We start from the raw sequence: 18,325 nt of genomic DNA, 5'->3' as shown, positions 1-18,325 counted from the left end.
GCGATATTCTTAATCGAACATAAGCTTTTTACGGCGCATCCCGATGTTCAGCACAAGCCCCATGACAAGGAAGTTCGTGACAATCGAGCTTCCTCCATAACTGATGAACGGAAGCGGAATCCCCGTGATGGGCATCAATTGAATGGTCATGCCGATGTTCTCGAAAATCTGAAACACATACATTCCGATCACACCGGCTATGACATACATACCAAACGTATCTTTAGCCTCCATCGCAATGCGCACCATCCTATATATGAAAAAGAAATACAGGAAGATTAAAATACTTGAACCGATAAAGCCGAGCTCTTCCCCAATAACGGTAAATACAAAGTCACTCTCCCCAACCGGCACCCAGCCATTACGTGCCTGGGTTCCCTGGTTAACTCCTTTGCCGACAAGCTGGCCGGACCCGATCGCCGTCAATGACTGGCGAAGCTGGTAGCCTTCCTTCTTGTATTTCTCGTTATATGGATCTAGCCAGGACGCAATCCGCATCCACTGGTACTCGTGCATAATGTGCTGGGTAAAAAACTGCTGGTGATACGTAAAAATATACATCAGCGATCCGAGAAAAATAGCCACGATCGTACCCATAATGGCAAAATACCGGATTGGCAAACCCGCTACGATTAATATGCTGAACAGAATGCCCATGAAGACGAGTGCTGTGCCAAGGTCCGGCTGAATGAAAATCAAAAAAGTCGGCACACCTACGAGCAAAAGGACACGAAACAGATGACGGAAATTCCCAATACTTTCTTCCAACTCATCTATCTTCGCTAAATACCGGGCGACCGCCACAATGGTAAAAATTTTCATCAACTCAGAAGGCTGAAAGTCAACCACACCCAGCTGATACCAACTGTGCGCACCACTTTTTAAGGGAGTGAATAACACCCCGATAATCAGAACAAGCCCGAATCCATACAGCGCATACGCCCCATTGCTAAACAAATGATAATCAAACAGCAAAATCCCGGTCAGAACAAGAAATCCAATTCCGTACCAGATCACCTGCTTCCATTCGTAGTTGGCTGCAATCGTCGCCCCAGAAATCCCGATAAAACTAAAAATGCCAAGGCACATCAAAAGCAAAATCAACAGCCAATCTAAATTCCGTATATATTTCTTGTCGAACTCCATGGTCGTCTATCCTCCGATGCGTACACGCACCGCCCTATTTCATCCCAAACAGCCGCTTAACCTTTTTGAAAAATCCGTCCGGCTCGTCCATGTTTAAAAACGGAACCGAATCGCCAAGCATACGGCGCGCGATGTTCCGGTATGCGATGCCTGCTTTTGCTTCATGATTCATTGCGACGGGCTCCCGTAAATTCAAATGCTTGATTACTTCTTCATCATCCGGCACATAGCCAATCGGGTCCACCGACAGCATCGCCACTACATCTTCCACATCGAGCATATCGCCGCTCTGTGTCATATGAGGACGAATGCGGTTGATGACCAGATATGTCATCGTAAGATTCTCTCGTTCAAGCAGACCAATCACCCGGTCTGCGTCCCTAATAGAAGAAATTTCCGGCGTTGTGACGACAATCGCCTTATCTGCGCCCACTACTGCATTTTTAAATCCCTGCTCGATGCCTGCCGGACAATCAATCAGCACAATATCAAAATCTGCTTTCAACTCATCCACAAGTTTCTTCATTTGTTCCGGCGTGACGGCGGACTTGTCCTTCGTCTGCGCAGCTGGAAGCAAATACAGCAAATCATCAAACCGTTTATCCTTAATCATTGCTTGATGCAGCTTGCAGTTGCCTTCCACTACATCCACAAGATCAAAGATGATCCGATTCTCCAACCCCATAACAAGATCTAGATTACGCAGGCCAATGTCTGTATCAATCATGCATACTTTCTTGCCCAACTGAGCCAGCGCTGTCCCAATATTCGCTGTCGTTGTGGTTTTGCCGACTCCGCCTTTCCCTGAAGTCACTACAATGGCTTCACTCATGAGGATTCCCCCTCTTCTCTATCTCATATGACAAACTGCCCGAGATTAGGCCGTATTCTATGAAGCTGGCTCATCGGTGCTTTTATAAGATGATTGTCTTCTAAATAGACAAACTCCATTCGCTTGATTTGTTCCGCTTCCAGTGAATCAGGGAACAACACATTTGCAATTCGTACCTGGCTTGGAATGAAGTCATACGCAACGATAATTGCCTCTCCGCTCCCTTCCGCACCCGCATGTACCGTTCCCCGAAGAGAACCCAATACATAGACACTACCTGTACAAACAACAAGCGCTCCCGAATTCACATCTCCAAGCAACAGAAGATCCCCGTTATGCCGGATTACCTGACCAGAGCGCACAGTCCGCGAATAGATCTGCATCTGAGCGGACAACTTGTCCTGTAGCGCTTCCTCTCTAGTAATGACATCAGACTCCACTTTTCGCACAACCAGATTGCCGCGATGGCGTAGAATCTCCCGGACACTCTCCTCCTGCTCCGCCGTTACATAGCGCCGCCCGAATTTGAGCACAACACTGATGATCGGGCCACTCAAAATCTGCTGGTGACTGTTATGCACTTTTTCTTGCAGCTCATCAAGCAGGTCGCTAAAGGCGCAAGCATCATCAAGGTGAAAGACAAGTCCATCTTTCGTCCCTTTTATCCATACATTCTGCTTTAATTTTACCATATGCCAGCCTTCCCCCTACCTCCTTGTCTATTCGCTGCAACGCACATTTTTTCCTTCCTTTCCTACACAATCTCCTTCTTGAGAAGAGTCCGGTTCAGGATATAGCTGAAAGGTCGGAACACAATAAGCGTGAACAGTGCACTACACACAACAGTAGGCAGAATCTCCCTCATAAACAAATTCAGCAGACTCATGGAAGCCAGATTAAACAAATCATAGATTTCATATGTAATCCACTCATGTAACGCGGTCAGCACGATAACATCGACCACGGCAAGTATAAAGTTCTGGTGGAAATAACGGGATGTAAGACCAGCTAAATACCCCATTACCCCCATCGTAAATACCTCTACCCCAATCACCTGCGCATACAGCACATCATACAAAAGGCCGAAGAAAAGGCCGAAGATAAGCCCCTTTCTCCGGCCTGCATACAGTCCGATCAGCACAATTCCGGCCAGGGTAAAACGCGGCACGACAATCCAGCTCGCTCCCCATGCGTCCGGAGCGAACACCTGGGCCACCGTACCTTCCAGTATAAAAAAGAGGAGCATTACCGCATAAAGCCATCCATTCCTCATTGCGCCGGTCCCTGCCCTTCTCCTGTTTGACTGCCGGACTTTGGCGTCGGATTATTGGCAACAGGTGGCACAACAAAGCTACGATTCACAACGAATACATGCTCTAACTGATAAAAGTTCGCCAGAGGTGTAATCCGCGCCGTCTGTGTCAAGCCATAATCCCCTTCACCAACAGAACTAACCTGGCCAATTACTAACCCGGCTGGCATTACGCCGCCCATGCCGGACGTCGTTACGTACTGTCCCGGAGTAATTTTCAAGTCTTTTGCTTTCGGGATTTTCCGCATAATCAGCTCATGCCTATCCAGATCATAGCTTTCAATGACCCCATAGATCGCCTGCGTTCCCTGAATCACGGCAGCAATGTGATTCTCCTCCTCAATATCCATCAGAAGCTCTACCTGCGAGGAGAACGTAGATACAGACTGCACCCGCCCAATGAGCGCTCCATCAGACGAAAGAACCGCCATGTTTGGTGCAATCCCATCATTTTTCCCTTTGCTGATTGTCAGCAGATTGTTCCAGCGATCCGGCGTACGTGCGATCACATCTGCCGCCACTGTATCGTACTTAGACAGCTTGTTATCTTTAATATCAAGCATCTGGCGAAGCTCCCGGTTTTGTCGCTTTAACTCGTCTACTTCTGTCTTCACGCGAGCATACTGGTCCTGATTTGCCTTTAGCTGTTTATTCTCCTCGTACACTGTAAAAATATGCCGAACCCCACCAGCAGCGCCAGACATCATCAGAGCCGGCTTATAAAAGATGCCCTGTACGAACGACGACGTGTCCCTAAGAACTCGCTCCGGCCAGGTAGCAAAAGGGCGCTCCTTGATGGTAGCACCCATAACGACGATCAGCACGATCAGGCCAATCAATATTGCAATGAGTCGTTTATTGCCAAAAAAATTGATCACCCGTCAACACCCGCTTATCGATTGCGTCCGGAACGCTGAGTAATGCCTGACTTTGATTTAAACAAATGCAGATTCTCAAGCGCGCGTCCTGTCCCAATTGCTACACAGTCCAGCGCGTTCTCCGCTACGATAACCGGCATGCCAGTCTCCTGAGCGAGAAGCTTGTCCATGTTGCGCAGCAGCGCACCGCCGCCTGTCAGAACAATACCACGGTCCATAATATCAGCTGCAAGTTCTGGTGGGCTTTTCTCCAGCGTAATCTTCACAGCATCAATAATGCTCGTTACCGTTTCACTTAATGCATCCGCAATTTCCTGCGCCGTAATTTCAATCGTTTTCGGTAAGCCTGTGATCAGATCACGACCGCGAATGTCCATTGTTTCCTTCTGTTCAGGTGAAATCGCAGAACCAATCTCCATTTTAAGGATTTCGGATGTGCGCTCCCCGATCATCAGGCTATATTTCTTCTTAATGTATTGAATAACCGCTTCATCCATCTCATCGCCTGCGACACGAATTGACTTACTTGTTACAATACCGCCCAGTGAGATAATCGCGACTTCTGTTGTACCGCCACCGATATCAACCACCATGCTTCCCGTCGGTTCCCATACCGGAAGATCAGCGCCAATTGCTGCTGCGAACGGCTCTTCAATCGTGAAAGCTTCCCGTGCACCCGCAAGCTTCGTCGCATCTTCTACCGCACGCTTCTCTACTGCGGTAATGCCGGATGGCACACACACCATAACATTCGGTTTGCGTGAGAACAGTCCACGGCTTTTTTGCGCCTGCTCAATAAAATAGCGCAGCATCGTTGCTGTTGTTTCAAAGTCTGCGATTACGCCATCCTTCATCGGGCGCACCGCCACAATATTACCTGGCGTACGGCCAATCATGCTCTTCGCAGAATTACCTACCGCTTCAATACTGCCGGTATCCGTACGAAGTGCAACCACAGACGGCTCACGCACTACAATTCCTTTAGATTTTGCATACACTAACGTATTAGCTGTTCCCAGATCAATACCCATGTCTCTATTAAAGCTACCAAACATTGGTGTGATATCTCCCTTCATGCTACAGATCGAATCTGTCATACGACAACTATAAAATTATACTCGAATGGCCCTTATTTTCAATCAGGAAAAAAGCACCATCATGAGAAATGTCCTTTTTCTTTTAAGCTATAAAACTGTCCATCCCCTATAATAACATGATCGAGCAGTTCAATCCCAAGTATTCTGCCAGCTTCTCGCAAGCGGCGTGTTACATCAATGTCTTCTTTGCTTGGAACGGGGTCCCCGCTCGGATGATTATGAAGACAGATCACAGATGCACTGCTGCGACGAATGGCTTTGTGAAATACTTCTCGTGGATGGACAACCGATGAATTCAAACTTCCAATAAATACGGTATCTTTTCCGATAATTTGATTTTTCGTATTCAAGTACAGACAGACAAAATGCTCCTGTGTGTGATAACGTAGCTCCTCCATCATCACATCCGCTACATCTTTCGGTGAACGAACTGCAACGCGGCTGAGTGGCGGAAGTGCAATGCGACGTCCAAGCTCCAATCCAGCAAGAATCATAAGTGCTTTTGCGCTACCTATCCCCTTAATCGTAGTCAACTCTTCAAGCGAAACGGATTTTAACCCGCGCAAGTCACCGATCTCGTATAGCATCCGCCCAGCAAGAGCCAAGGCGGATTCCTGCTTCGTTCCCGTTCTGAGCAGCACAGCGAGCAGTTCTTCATTCGATAGTGCAGCAGGCCCGAAGCGCTCCATGCGCTCTCTTGGCCTCTCCGCCACCGGTATATCACGCAGCATCACACACGACTCCAACGTCTTATCTGGATGCATGTCGATCTTCCCCCATTCCGTATAAAATCCGGGGGTTCTCGTTGCTGTACATGATGTGTACGCCCCACAGGCGCTATAAGCACCTAGAGTAATTGTACACCAAATTCTTCCAAAAAGTCACTGACCAATGACACAGGCAGGCCAACAACTGAAAAATAATCGCCGTCCATATTCTCTACAAGCGTTGCACCGTATCCCTGGATGCCATAGGCCCCCGCTTTATCCATCGGTTCGCCGGTAGCGATATAGCGACGGATGCGGTCTGAGGACAGCGGTCGCATCGTAACATGAGTTGCCCGGAAGCCGACCTTTTCTTTGCCAGTCGCTGCTTCTACAATGCATATCCCGGTATATACGGTGTGGGTTTTCCCCTGAAGGCTTGAGAGAATGCGAAATGCGTCAAATTCATCCACCGGCTTACCGAGAATCTCACCGTCTAGCACAACGACGGTATCAGAGCCGATCACAAGCGCTACTTCTTCTTCTGGCTCCGCAAGAGAAAATGCAACATCACGGGCTTTACGTCGAGCTAGAATGGTTACGAATTCTTCCGGAGAGACTCCACCCTCCACTACTTCATTCGCCACACTCGGCTGTACGGTAAACGTCAAACCGAGTCCTTCAAGAAGCTCTTTGCGCCGCGGTGATGCGGATGCAAGAATTAAAGAGCGTTGTTTTGCCTTTGCCAACATCATTCACCTGCTTTAGCCAAAAAATACAATTCAGTACGTTCATATGCCTCTTCTTCCACGTAGACACATATTGTATTATAGTGTAACAAAGTCACAGGGACATAACAACAAAAAAAGGAGGTCTCCCTCCCTTCTACTGCTTCATAGAATTTTGCCACAACTTCGAAGCTTCCATCCATTTCATCATCGCTTCTTCTGCCTGCCACAAATACGTCCGGTTCGACTGTGAGCCAAACTGCTTCATCGCTGCTACTGACGTCGTTGCTTCGTTCAATACTGCCTGAATGAACGGCTTCTTTTTTTCTTCTGTAACAGCAAGCAGACTTCGTCCCTTCTCAAGCAGTTGCTGATGAAGCTCGACTGCCCGCTGCATCCGTTCAGGTGCCACCTTCCCGTCTCTAAATCCTGTACCTGCCATAGCTGACAGCTCTTTAAACAGAGCTGCCTGTACTTCTCCAATCTTTGTGATGTTCGCAACTTCTTTCGCGGCCAGCCCCTCCGGCACCGTAATCGCAACCGATGAAGCGGCTACAGATTTCTCTTTCACATACACCGCCTGCCCCGCATCCCGATACATTTGAGCAATGGACACCGCATCCTCCTTGGAGATCCCCATACCGAGAAACACGGCGTACTTGCCGCCATCTGCTACTTGATATACCGGCCAGCCTTTCTGCTTATAGGCCGCCTGCTCCTGCATCGCCCCTTCTTTTGTCGTAAAAACTCCGCCCTGTACCATGTAAAGCGAAAGCGCAGGGAAGGCAAGCGCTACTGATTTTGTTTGGGCAGCCGGTACGACCGCTTCAGCTTTCGGCTTCGGAACAGAAGCAGCCGGGGAAGGGACCTGCACATCGGATCGCACAGCTGTCGATCGAGCTGGCACAGGTGGCTGTTTTTTTTCCGGAACAGCAAGCATCTGTAGAGCGGCATAGCCAAACAGCAGGCCAACCGCAATTGCTCCTCCAACGATTCCAGTGATCCGCATTGCGAATAGCCGATGCATGTTTCTATTTCGATTCCGTTTTTTCCCTCCCATGAAGCCGCTTCTTCCAACCGCTTCCTCTACATACGGTACAGTTTCGACTTCATACGGTATATCGGTTTCAATCGGAACTGGCTCTATAACAGGCGCCGTACTTCCGTCTGTCAGCCGAGAAACAGGCGCTGTATTCAGCGTTACTTTTGGATTTTTGCTTTCCGTGTCCTTCCTGGACGCTTCGGGGACGGGTCGAGTACGAATCGTATAGTCTGGACATTTGCTCATCAAAAGCGTCTCCTTCCTATTACTCTTTGCTTGTCCTTCGCTATACGATATGTTCCACCGCTCGTGTTTATGTATAAAAAAAACCGCGCAATGCGCGGCAGGTTGTACTTATTCAGTCGGGTCTTTCTTTCCGACAGCAGCCGGCACGACTGGCTCCGGTTTCTTATCAAGCAACGGTGCATACTGGGGTGCGTAGTAGCTTGTCAATTTGAGAGACGCATTCAACTGCTGGTCTTTCGGAATCACAAAATCATCTTTTCGTGGGGAAGTAAACGACAACTCATCAACACGCAAGTAACGCGAGATATTTTGTAGTTCGTTAACAAACGTGTAAATATCAGAGTAATTTCCTTTCACCGTAAGCTTCATCTCTACCGCTTTCAGCGTTTCAGACGGAAGTGCCTGCTCAACAGCCTGTACATTCACAGAAGGCTTTACGTCATTTTTAATAGACGCTGGTTCTTTTTTCGTGGTCACATCGAGCTTTTCTTCAAGCGACGTCTTCTTGTTCTCTTGCTCGTTTGCAAGCGGTGTTCCGAACAGTGCTGCTAGCTGCTTTACGTTCACGTCTTTCCCTTCCTCAAACGAAACGGTCACAATCTGCACACGACCGATACTCTGTAGATTGCCCAGATCAAGCACAAGCTGATCGGTATACGGTTCAACCGGGATGCGCTCGGCAATTTTTTGCACTTGCTCCTGCGGCGGTTTGCCATCTGTCTGTTTTTGGTTGGATGATATGGCGCTCACTTTGCTTTTTAGCGTCTCTACACGTACTAGAGCCTGTTCTTTCTCCCTCACAGCAGGCTGATAATAAAGAAAGTAGTAAACAGCAAGCAGTACGAACAGCAAACTGAATAAGATAAGAATCGACTGACGCTGCTTTTCTTCCATCGACTATCCCTTCTTCCGCACAACATTCTTCTCATCAATTGTTACCGCAACCAGCGTAAACTCCGCCCGATAGCGCGGCTGTACCTTGCCTCCTACTGCTTTTACTAACGGGGAAGGCTCTTCTTTGCCATTCCATGTAACCGGAAGCGCTGTAATGCTTTTCATAGTAGCACTCACCATATGAGGTGACTTCTGGAGATGATGGACATACGCTGCGATATCTTCATACTTCTCAAAATATCCCTGGACAGTAATCTGTCCATTCAACGTATACTTCACCTCTGTTAACCGACTGTTCTCAGGCAGACTTTGTGCTAGCTCATCGAGCATAACGGTTGGTGGATAAAACAATTGCTTCATTTTTTCTGAAAGATCGGCATACTGTTGCCATGTAGCCGGTGATTGATCTGCACTTTGCTTTTGCTCGGCACGCGACAGCATCTTCTCCTGCTGCTCAATCTGCTGAGACAATGCTCCTTGTTCCTGTATCGCACTATAGTGTGCGTACCCGGTTACAATCGTACCGACTCCCCAGACAAACGAAAGGATGCCCACCGTCAGTCTATGCGTGTTGATTTTTGGTTTTTTCGGGGGAAGAAGATTAATCTCAACCATGCCGCTCAACCTTTCATTGATAATCCGATTGGAATTGTATAATCTTGAATGTCGCGGTCTTCAAAAAACGGATGAATAATATGGTCAGCCGGAAACAGGCTAATATCAATCCCCGACAATACTCCGCGCATAACTTCGATCACTTTCTCGGCCCCAGCAAACGTGCCGGTAATACGGATCGTTCTAACACGTGTCCCATCATTTTTTATCGTGAACTGATAAAAATTAAGAACACGCTCCACTTCACGTGTAGCCTCGATCGCAAATGCTTCGAGACCTTCTGGGATATGTGCCCCCGCCACCGACTGATAATTGGACAGCGTAAGCGGGATGCTACGGATGAACTCAGGAACTCCTTCCTGAAAAAAGGAGACATTGATCACATCTGTACCAAACTGCATGTACATCATACACGATTCATTGTCTACTCCTGCCCGCATAAGAAGGCGGTGCAGTGCCAGTGGCTCAATATCGATTGCATGAAGCGACAGATCAAGTCGATCAAAAAGTCCGGTATACTCTTCAATTATACCACCTGGAGCGGCCACTATCAGATAGTTGTCGAGCCGTATCGTCTCTGTTTGACCTTCCTCATTCTCTCTCTCTTCTATCACTTCATCTGGAAGCTTATAATAATCAAAATATGGATTGGTAAACGGCAGGTGCACCGTTGAAGAAAGCTCCATCTCCAGAAGCGGTCGCACTTCACGGGCTGGCACTTTTGGAAGCGGAACCGTCCGCACGATGACCATGGAAGTCGGGACCGATACACTCACTCGTTTATGCTTCAGGCGTGTGTGCCGAAGCCCGGCGCTAAGACGAGCTATTGTTTTCTCCATATCAACAATCCGACCACCCTCTACACAGCCGGACTCAAGCTCAATCAACCCTGCCTGTTTGACCTGAACCCGATCCCCCGTCGTACGTACTTCCGCGTACCGCAGGCCGGTATCTGTCAACAGCATGCCTACCGAACCGGTAGGCTGCCGGAAAAATGGAAGCTTCATATCCTTCCTCCTTACCTGTACACAGGCAAAATCATACTACAAAATGACCGTCACCAGAACAGACTCCAGTACCAGTCAATCAGATCATAACCGAAAAAGACAGCTAACACGCTTCCAAGCGCGATAAACGGGCCGAACGGAATGGCAGTCTTGCGCCCTTCCGTCGCACGTCCCGCCACCATCATGAGCAACCCGAACAGCGTACCGAGACAAGTGGATAGCATGATGACAACTAGCAGACGCGGCCAACCAAGAAACAACCCGACGACTGCAAACAGCTTTACATCTCCCAAACCGAATCCGCCCCGTGCAAACATAGCGATAATATAAAAGATGCCAAATCCAAGCCCCGCGCCAATAAGATGCGATTCATACGACTCATTCGGGTGAATGAAGAAACGAAGAATAAGTATCGCAAAAAACGCCGGAAATGTAATTTTATCCAGAATAAGAAAATACGCCAGGTCCGATACCGTGACAATAACGAGAACGGAGATGAACAGCAAAACCATGCCTGTTTCAGGCGTTAAGCCAAATACTTGATACGTCACCGCAAATAACAATCCAGTTATGAATTCCATGACAGAATAACCGGGTGGGATTGGATTCCCGCAGTATCGGCAATGTCCCTTATTCCACATATATGATAGAATCGGCACCAGATCGCGTGCCGCTAACGTACGATGGCAGTGCGGACAGTAGGAACGTGGTCGTACGATTGACTCCCCGTTCGGCATTCTGAGTCCAACAACATTGAAGAACGAGCCTAGTATCAGCCCATATAAAAAAAAGAATCCTGTAATGATAGAGCTGATCACCACGCTCCTCCTCCCTGTTTATTAAGAATGTGGAGAGAAAAGAGATGAGGGGGAGAAAACATAAGGGCGATTAGCAGGCGGAAAAGGCATTGTCTTTTCCCACCTTACCATCATTCTTGTGTTTTCTCGCTCTTCTCTCCTCCATTTCACACCATACTTCGTCTTACTATGTTTAAGGAGTTGTTCCTGATTATTTATTATCCGCTACACCTAGCACTTGACTTCTGGTGAACTGATTGTACTCCTTAGCATCCGGATTCGGATTATTTGATACTTCTGTAGAAAGCGTAATTTGCGGATTTCCATTATTGTAAACGACAACAATATTGTTACCGTTATATCCATTACCTGTGAACGGGTTTTTTGGAATATCCTCCAAGCATCTGTTTTGTACCAGGACAGTTGCTGTAACACCACTAGCATTAGTTGTCTGATCTGGATGATCAATATAATACAACTTCGCTGCATCAAGAATCATCAGTGCATTAGACTGATGCGCCTTTGCTTTCTGCTTCTCAATAATCCCGCTAATTGAAGGGATTGCAATTGCAAGAATAATCCCCAAGATGACAACAACCGCCAATAATTCGATCAGTGTCAAACCTTTCTGATCTTCCCTCAAACGTTTGAACATAACACACTCCCCATTTCTTCTTTACTGTTGATCAATTCGGTTAAAAATCTCAAACATCGGTACCATGATAGATAGAACAATCGAACCGATGATAACCGCAAGTACGATAATCATAACAGGCTCAATGAGCGCTTTAATGCGCTCAACCGAGTTCTCTACTTCCGCCTCGTAGAATTCCGCAATCTTCTCTAGCATCCCATCCATTGCGCCGGTCTCCTCCCCGATCGCAATCATGTGACTTACAAGCGGTGGAAAAACCTTCTCCTGCTTGAGTGGTTCAGATAGCGGTCGACCTGCTCGCAAGCTGTCTCTTGATTTGGCGATTGCCTGCCCGATCACCCGATTATCCGCCACATTCTCCACAATCGTAAGTGCCTGTAAGACCGGCACGGAACTCGCAAACAGCGTGCTCATCGTCCGGCTCAGCCGCGCCAGCGCCCCTTTTTGCAACAGCTTGCCGAACACCGGGATACGTAGTTTCATATAATCCGCCCAGTATCGTCCTCGCTTCGTACGAAAAATCAACCGCAGGGCAATATATAGGCCGAGTATAGCCAGTACATACATGTACCATGTTTCAATCATGCTATTACTAACGGCCACGACGCTTTTCGTAATAGCGGGAAGTTCTGCATGCAGCCCGTTAAACATCTGGACAAACATGGGCACCACATTTGTCAGCAAATACAAGGTAACTCCCACGGTAAGTCCCAGCATCGTAAGCGGGTAAATCATCGCAGATTTGAGCTTCTCTCTCGTATAATGCGACTTCTCATAAAACCCGGCCATCCGGTCCAGTATGGTTTCCATACTACCGGACGCCTCAGCTGCTTTTAGCATGCTAATATACAATTCATCAAAAATACGTGGATGCTTTGCGCATGCTTCCGAAAGCTGCCGTCCCCCTTGAATCTCAATCTCAATATCAAGCAGCACCTGACGAAGCCGCTTACTCTCACTCTGCTGGGCAAGAATATGAATACTTTCTACAATGCCAACACCCGCCTTAATGAGTGTTGAGAGCTGCCGCAAAAACACAATAAAATCTTTACTCTTAACTGGACGAAACAGCGTGATCTCCCGTTTCAACACACCTTGCTTCTCTTCACGAATCACGGAAACATACAGTCCCTGCTGCTTCAGCTCCGCAAGTGCTAACAGCTTATTTGCCGCCGTAAGCTTGCCCTTTGTCTTGACTCCATCCAGCCCGACTGCTTCATACGAAAACAACGGCATGTTACTCAAAAGCCCTTTCATTCAGATGGTGCTGTACCGCCTGACGTGCGACGCTCCCCTGACCCAGCAGTTCCTTAATCGACATCTCCATCGTGTGCATGCCAAGCTCGCGACCTGTCTGCATCATGCTTTTAATCTGATGCACTTTCTCCATGCGAATCAAGTTGCCGATGGCCGATGTATTCACCAGCACTTCTGTCGCTGCTACCCGTCCGCCCCCCACTTTTGGGAACAAACGCTGAGAGACAATGCTGACCAGAACAGATGCCAGTTGAATTCGAACCTGCGGCTGCTGACTCCCTGGAAATACATCAATGATGCGATCAATGGTCTGCGGTGCATCCGATGTGTGCAACGTTGCGAATACGAGGTGCCCGGTTTCCGCTGCCGTAATCGCCGTACTAATCGTCTCCAGATCACGCATCTCCCCAACTAGAATGACATCCGGGTCCTGTCTGAGCGCTGATCGAAGCCCGCTCGCAAAATTATTCGTGTCAAATCCGACCTCCCGCTGGTTGATGATTGAAAGCTGATGCTTATGCAAATATTCAATCGGATCTTCCAGCGTAATGATATGCTTGCGCATCGTACTGTTAATATAGTCGATCATTGCCGCAAGCGTGGTCGATTTCCCGCTACCCGTCGGACCTGTAACGAGTACAAGCCCCTGTGGTTTGCGACAAAGCGTCTTGAGTACTTCAGGCAACGCCAGAGAATCAAGTCCTGGAATACCCGATGGCACAACGCGAGCTACCAGACTGATACAGCCGCGCTGATGATACGCATTAACACGAAAACGCGATACTCCCGGCAGGCCGTATGAGAAATCAAGCTCCCCCCGTTCGATAAACGACGCGTACAGATTCTCTCGAATTAGCTCGCGGGCCATCAGTTCCGTATCCTGCGGTGTAAGCGACGGAATATCAAGCCGTCTTAATTCCCCATCAATCCGGAAAACGGGAGCAGATCCCACCGTGATATGAAGATCAGACGCTTTCTTCTCACAAGCGTACTTTAGCAATTTCTTAATATCAATCTCGCTCATTCTTCATTACCCCTGATTATATTTTACTACTACTTAGTACCCATATCATTAAAAATTTTTTATTTTTATTCCGTAGCACAAACACGCAATACTTCTTCCATCGTCGTAATGCCCTGCGTCACTTTAATCAGCCCATCATCAAGCAGCAAAATCATGCCGTTTTTCATCGCATGACGGCGCAGTTCAGAAGCAGGGGCTCGCTCTGCAATCATACGGCGCATCGTATCATCAAGCGAAAAGATTTCATGCAGCGCCGCTCGCCCCCGATAGCCGGTAAGATTGCACGCGGCACAACCTTTGCCACGCCACAGCTTCTCAACCTTAACACCGCGCTGAGCAAAGATGGCTTGCTCATGCTCATTTACCGGATATTCATCGCGGCACTCCTTGCAGATACGGCGTACGAGCCGCTGCGCCATCACTCCATTCACAGACGATGCGATCAAAAACGGCTCAATCCCCATATCACTCATACGAATCACACTGCTAATCGCATCATTCGTATGCAGTGTGCTCAGTACCTGGTGGCCGGTAAGCGCGGCCCGGATGCCAATCTCAGCTGTTTCGGTATCGCGCATTTCCCCGATCATAATAATGTCCGGGTCCTGCCTGAGAATCGAACGCAGCGAAGAGGCGAACGTCATGCCGATAGCTGAATTGACCTGAACCTGATTAATTCCTTCAAGCTGGTACTCCACCGGGTCCTCTACCGTGATAATATTTACATCCTCACGATTCAAATGATGAAGCACCGCATACAGTGTCGTCGATTTTCCGCTTCCTGTCGGACCTGTCAGCAGAAAGATGCCATTTGGCTTTCGAATAATCTCACGAAAGGCGACCAGATTGCGCCTTGTCAGGCCAAGCTGATCAATTTCCATCATGACATTCGTTAAATCCAGCAGACGCATTACCATTTTCTCCCCGAAAACCGTCGGCAGCACTGAAACACGAATATCGTATTCTTTATACGCAATCCGCAGCTGCATGCGTCCGTCCTGCGGCACGCGCCGTTCCGCAATGTTCAAGTTCGCCATAATTTTAAGACGGGCAGTCAAAATCCCGTGCATATGACGGGGCAGCACCCGCTCCGTACGAAGCATTCCGTCAATCCGATAGCGAATCCGAACGCCGTCATCCTGTGGATCAATGTGAATATCACTCGCTCGAAGCTGTGTTGCCTGCTCAAACATCTGATTTACAAGGCGGACAATCGGTGAATCCTCATCCATTACTTCGGCCTCTTCCACATCCGATGCCGAATTTATATTCTCCATGAGCTCTTTTACCGAGTCCTGCATGCTATATATGCGATTAATCGCCCGCTGTACTTCATCACGCGTAGCAATGACTGGTTCGATCGCAAATCCCGTACTCATCCGCAGTTCATCAATGGCGAAATAGTCCATCGGATCAACCATCGCAATCGTAAGTCTGTTGCCCTCTTTTTTTATCGGGATCAGCATGTTGCGGCGAGCGACCTCTTCCGGCACAATGCTCGAAAGAGATGGATCAAGTCGGTAGCGGAACAGACGAACATGTGGGATACCCAGTTGGAACTCCAGCGTCTCAATTAGCTGCTGCTCCGTAATATATCCGGTCTGAAGTAGATGATCCCCCAGCTTCAGCTTTGATTTTTTCTGCTCTTCTAGCGCTTTTTTCAACTGCTCTTCTGAGATCATGCCGCTCTCAATCAGGATATCACCAAGACGTTTCCGCGCCATCGAAGCACCTTCCTCTCCTGCTAATCCAGATAAATGACATTATCTTTCACTCTGATTTTTGTACTTCCGTTTCCCTTGTCTGGCACAGGCGCTTTTTCTGTCGGTGGGGTAGTTGGAGATGGTGTCGTGCCTGACACCGCTTTTGAACTCGAAGAAGTCTCCGGGTTGGAGGCAGGCACAGAATTCGCCGCCTCCCCTTCCTTCCGCACACTCGATGCGATAATGGTCGAGAGCGGTACGTAGTAATCCACTGAGACCCTCTCTTTCTGAAGCGTACCGGCTTCGTCGTACCACGCCACATTCACACTAACACGCGTACCAACCGCTCCCTGGCGAATGATGCGCTCCTGTCCATATGGAACGGTATTGTCCGCCCGCACAACGGTATCCTGCGGGATTTCCTGAACCGCACTTGTGCTTACAGCGGCAGGTATGCCTTTTTGCTTGCCTCCAAATAGCGCTACACGTAGCTCATTATTTTTTACGACCGCATATATGTACACCGGCTTGTCACTTCGGTTTGCAATCCGTAAGTCTTTTTCTTTACCATCTACAAAAGCATCTAGCCCAGGTGATGCATACTCCACCCTTTGAAGATGCGCGCTGCGTGTAACGATGGCAAGCCTTCCCTGAAGTGCACTGTAATACAAGGCTGAAGCGACCTGAGAGGCTCCGCCGTTCACACCATCCTCCGGTCTGTCTGGCGGTGCAGCTACCGGAATATACCCCTTACCTGGATTAAATGGTCCAGTACGCGCATTAAAGGAGAATGTTTCCTGTGGTTTGATCACAGCCCCGTTCAGTAAAGAGGCAGCTTTCTGCACATTATCAAGCCGTGCAGCTGCTCCACCAAGACTAAGGCGCTGCTCACCAAGCAACGCTTCCACCCCGGCAAGATCATTCCTGGTAAGCTCCGGTTTGCTGCTGTCCACCTCAAGTGGAACATGTAGGTGCTTCTGGTAATACGAAAGCTCGTTTGTAAGTGCCGTCATTGTTTTCTCTATATCGAGATGCCGTCCTTCTATTTCCGGTATAATCCGAGCATTCTGGCCCGTAATTTCTACCTGGGCCGGAACAGCCGTCCGATTGATCGTCTGCTCCATTCCTCCTAGAATATTGGACGCTTTCTCCTTATCAAAAGTTACCCGCAACGGCAGACCAGCGGCTGGAGACGTTCCCCGCCAGCTTTTCCACCATCCGAGCATACCAGATCGTTCCTCAGATGTACGCCTAGCGTCCTCAAGCGTTCCGGCAATATCATACCGTACACCAATCTCTTGTTGATCGATCATACGTTGTCTCGTGTCAATCGTCAGGATCACTTGTTCCTTTTGAATGCGATTTACAAGCTGCTGAACTTTTTCCTGGGCTTGTTTTTCAGTCAAGCCGCCCAATGATAACCCCGCTACTGTCAATTGCGGGTCATAATCACCACCCGGATCGACTTCTCCGGCCACCCCGGACACTGACAGAGCAAGCAGGCTTACGATCGTCAGCTGAGCAAACAGCAGGATAAGCATTGTTCTTGTTTCTTTGCCGCGCAGCTTCTCAAGCACGGTGCCATCCTCCCTCTTCCGTAGGATCATCATCTGCCTTACTCTTCAGGCGTTCAAATGATACACCCTCTTCTTGTAATACATCACCAAGATGAATAAAATAGTCCTTCTCCTTCTCGTCAGCTTCTTGTTCCAAAACAGGTGCTGGCGAGCCGTCTTCAAACTCAAATGCAAGATGAGATTCTGCCTCTGGCACCTCATCTTCTAGTAGAGAAGACTCTTCCTGTACTTCTTCCTTTTCTATTATCAGTAGTTCTTCTTCTTTCATCGGTAATTCCTCAATAAAATGTAACTCTATCATACTATGAACTTCATCTGCAGAGGCAGGGAACGCTGTATGATTCAATAGATCGTGCATTTCTTGCTCCACCGATACAGGCTTATCAGCAAACTGTAACAATTCCGCCGCTTTATGTTCCTCCTCTGCTTCCACTTCTACTTCATCTTCTGGTTTCACAACATCCCTATCATCCTCTATCGGAAGCGGAACATGTATCCACACTGCCTCTTCCACTTCCACAAATGAAAACGTAAGCACAAGCACAACAGAAACAACTGCAAGAAGCACAACAACCATGAGTAGGCCAAACCATGCTGTGAGAAACGGTGCTGCTGCACCAAGACAGACCGCGATTCCAAAGGCGATATATCCACGTTTTATTTCTTTTAACTTGTGGCGCGAAAGGATACTTAATAAAATAGTCAAAAAGACATATAGGAGATAATATCCAGTTAGTCCTGCTAGGTTCATCGTATCACCCATTTTCAAAAAAATTCTATGCGTTTCTTGCTAAATATAATATAAAGGAAT

At 48.2% G+C, this 18,325-nt stretch carries 19 protein-coding genes; all 19 read right to left on the bottom strand.

The window, feature by feature from the left end; genetic code table 11:
- Positions 1–9 precede the first annotated feature (9 nt).
- The gene (gene rodA / locus CB4_RS05835; RefSeq protein ID WP_096463998.1) at positions 10–1,146 is read right to left on the bottom strand and encodes a rod shape-determining protein RodA; all 1,137 of its coding nucleotides are present in this window, start codon (positions 1,144–1,146) and stop codon (positions 10–12) included.
- A 34-nt stretch (positions 1,147–1,180) separates the two neighbouring features.
- On the bottom strand, positions 1,181–1,978 hold the full coding sequence (minD, locus tag CB4_RS05830) for a septum site-determining protein MinD (RefSeq protein ID WP_096463996.1): 798 nt from the start codon (positions 1,976–1,978) through the stop codon (positions 1,181–1,183).
- A 23-nt stretch (positions 1,979–2,001) separates the two neighbouring features.
- Complete coding sequence (minC, locus tag CB4_RS05825) at positions 2,002–2,670, bottom strand: septum site-determining protein MinC (protein WP_096463994.1); 669 nt, start codon at positions 2,668–2,670, stop codon at positions 2,002–2,004.
- 62 nt (positions 2,671–2,732) lie between these two features.
- Positions 2,733–3,251: a rod shape-determining protein MreD gene (mreD, locus tag CB4_RS05820; RefSeq protein ID WP_096463992.1), complete on the bottom strand. Its 519-nt coding sequence runs from the start codon at positions 3,249–3,251 to the stop codon at positions 2,733–2,735.
- Entirely contained in the window at positions 3,248–4,168 is a 921-nt protein-coding gene (mreC, locus tag CB4_RS05815) for a rod shape-determining protein MreC (protein ID WP_096463990.1), read from the bottom strand. The genes mreD and mreC overlap by 4 nt, the downstream gene beginning before the upstream one ends.
- A gap of 14 nt (positions 4,169–4,182) precedes the next feature.
- Positions 4,183–5,223, bottom strand: coding sequence for a rod shape-determining protein (locus CB4_RS05810; protein WP_096463988.1), 1,041 nt, complete (start codon positions 5,221–5,223; stop codon positions 4,183–4,185).
- A gap of 101 nt (positions 5,224–5,324) precedes the next feature.
- Positions 5,325–6,029 (bottom strand): RadC family protein, encoded by a 705-nt coding sequence (radC, locus tag CB4_RS05805; RefSeq protein WP_231956159.1) that lies wholly within the window; start codon positions 6,027–6,029, stop codon positions 5,325–5,327.
- An 83-nt stretch (positions 6,030–6,112) separates the two neighbouring features.
- Positions 6,113–6,724 carry a Maf family protein gene (locus CB4_RS05800; protein WP_373681342.1) on the bottom strand — a complete coding sequence of 204 codons (612 nt, stop codon included), beginning with the start codon at positions 6,722–6,724 and terminating at the stop codon, positions 6,113–6,115.
- A 130-nt stretch (positions 6,725–6,854) separates the two neighbouring features.
- Complete coding sequence (locus CB4_RS05795; RefSeq protein ID WP_096463984.1) at positions 6,855–7,985, bottom strand: SPOR domain-containing protein; 1,131 nt, start codon at positions 7,983–7,985, stop codon at positions 6,855–6,857.
- 108 nt (positions 7,986–8,093) lie between these two features.
- Complete coding sequence (gene pilO, locus CB4_RS05790; RefSeq protein WP_096463982.1) at positions 8,094–8,879, bottom strand: type 4a pilus biogenesis protein PilO; 786 nt, start codon at positions 8,877–8,879, stop codon at positions 8,094–8,096.
- 3 nt (positions 8,880–8,882) lie between these two features.
- Positions 8,883–9,494 (bottom strand): PilN domain-containing protein, encoded by a 612-nt coding sequence (locus tag CB4_RS05785; protein ID WP_096463980.1) that lies wholly within the window; start codon positions 9,492–9,494, stop codon positions 8,883–8,885.
- Positions 9,495–9,499: 5 nt separating this feature from the next.
- A complete protein-coding gene (gene pilM / locus CB4_RS05780) occupies positions 9,500–10,501 on the bottom strand; it encodes a type IV pilus biogenesis protein PilM (RefSeq protein ID WP_096463978.1) in 1,002 nt (333 codons plus the stop codon).
- Positions 10,502–10,551: 50 nt separating this feature from the next.
- Positions 10,552–11,322 carry a prepilin peptidase gene (locus CB4_RS05775; protein WP_231956158.1) on the bottom strand — a complete coding sequence of 257 codons (771 nt, stop codon included), beginning with the start codon at positions 11,320–11,322 and terminating at the stop codon, positions 10,552–10,554.
- A gap of 187 nt (positions 11,323–11,509) precedes the next feature.
- Positions 11,510–11,953, bottom strand: a complete 444-nt coding sequence (locus CB4_RS05770) for a prepilin-type N-terminal cleavage/methylation domain-containing protein (protein ID WP_096463977.1) — start codon at positions 11,951–11,953, stop codon at positions 11,510–11,512.
- A 21-nt stretch (positions 11,954–11,974) separates the two neighbouring features.
- Complete coding sequence (locus tag CB4_RS05765; RefSeq protein WP_331713185.1) at positions 11,975–13,210, bottom strand: type II secretion system F family protein; 1,236 nt, start codon at positions 13,208–13,210, stop codon at positions 11,975–11,977.
- Positions 13,191–14,234 (bottom strand): type IV pilus twitching motility protein PilT, encoded by a 1,044-nt coding sequence (locus CB4_RS05760; RefSeq protein WP_096463976.1) that lies wholly within the window; start codon positions 14,232–14,234, stop codon positions 13,191–13,193. Before CB4_RS05760 ends, CB4_RS05765 begins: the two co-directional genes overlap by 20 nt.
- Positions 14,235–14,299: 65 nt before the next feature.
- Positions 14,300–15,958 carry a GspE/PulE family protein gene (locus tag CB4_RS05755; protein WP_096463975.1) on the bottom strand — a complete coding sequence of 553 codons (1,659 nt, stop codon included), beginning with the start codon at positions 15,956–15,958 and terminating at the stop codon, positions 14,300–14,302.
- Between the two features lie 20 nt (positions 15,959–15,978).
- A complete protein-coding gene (locus CB4_RS05750; RefSeq protein ID WP_172890807.1) occupies positions 15,979–17,514 on the bottom strand; it encodes a VanW family protein in 1,536 nt (511 codons plus the stop codon).
- Positions 17,507–18,220 (bottom strand): hypothetical protein, encoded by a 714-nt coding sequence (locus CB4_RS05745; protein ID WP_231956157.1) that lies wholly within the window; start codon positions 18,218–18,220, stop codon positions 17,507–17,509. The genes CB4_RS05750 and CB4_RS05745 overlap by 8 nt, the downstream gene beginning before the upstream one ends.
- Positions 18,221–18,325 lie beyond the last annotated feature (105 nt).

The sequence above is a fragment of the Aneurinibacillus soli genome, assembly GCF_002355375.1.
GTDB lineage: Bacteria > Bacillota > Bacilli > Aneurinibacillales > Aneurinibacillaceae > Aneurinibacillus > Aneurinibacillus soli.
This window is presented reverse-complemented; position numbering and strand designations above follow the sequence as displayed.

Bases quoted from the DNA above. Each gene is read 5' to 3' on its own strand.
- rodA (WP_096463998.1), bottom strand. From the start codon at position 1,146: ATGGAGTTCGACAAGAAATATATACGGAATTTAGATTGGCTGTTGATT.
- minD (WP_096463996.1), bottom strand. From the start codon at position 1,978: ATGAGTGAAGCCATTGTAGTGACTTCAGGGAAAGGCGGAGTCGGCAAA.
- minC (WP_096463994.1), bottom strand. From the start codon at position 2,670: ATGGTAAAATTAAAGCAGAATGTATGGATAAAAGGGACGAAAGATGGA.
- mreD (WP_096463992.1), bottom strand. From the start codon at position 3,251: ATGAGGAATGGATGGCTTTATGCGGTAATGCTCCTCTTTTTTATACTG.
- CB4_RS05810 (WP_096463988.1), bottom strand. From the start codon at position 5,223: ATGTTTGGTAGCTTTAATAGAGACATGGGTATTGATCTGGGAACAGCT.
- radC (WP_231956159.1), bottom strand. From the start codon at position 6,029: ATGCATCCAGATAAGACGTTGGAGTCGTGTGTGATGCTGCGTGATATA.
- CB4_RS05800 (WP_373681342.1), bottom strand. From the start codon at position 6,724: ATGATGTTGGCAAAGGCAAAACAACGCTCTTTAATTCTTGCATCCGCA.
- CB4_RS05795 (WP_096463984.1), bottom strand. From the start codon at position 7,985: ATGAGCAAATGTCCAGACTATACGATTCGTACTCGACCCGTCCCCGAA.
- pilO (WP_096463982.1), bottom strand. From the start codon at position 8,879: ATGGAAGAAAAGCAGCGTCAGTCGATTCTTATCTTATTCAGTTTGCTG.
- CB4_RS05785 (WP_096463980.1), bottom strand. From the start codon at position 9,494: ATGGTTGAGATTAATCTTCTTCCCCCGAAAAAACCAAAAATCAACACG.
- pilM (WP_096463978.1), bottom strand. From the start codon at position 10,501: ATGAAGCTTCCATTTTTCCGGCAGCCTACCGGTTCGGTAGGCATGCTG.
- CB4_RS05770 (WP_096463977.1), bottom strand. From the start codon at position 11,953: ATGTTCAAACGTTTGAGGGAAGATCAGAAAGGTTTGACACTGATCGAA.
- CB4_RS05765 (WP_331713185.1), bottom strand. From the start codon at position 13,210: ATGAAAGGGCTTTTGAGTAACATGCCGTTGTTTTCGTATGAAGCAGTC.
- CB4_RS05760 (WP_096463976.1), bottom strand. From the start codon at position 14,234: ATGAGCGAGATTGATATTAAGAAATTGCTAAAGTACGCTTGTGAGAAG.
- CB4_RS05755 (WP_096463975.1), bottom strand. From the start codon at position 15,958: ATGGCGCGGAAACGTCTTGGTGATATCCTGATTGAGAGCGGCATGATC.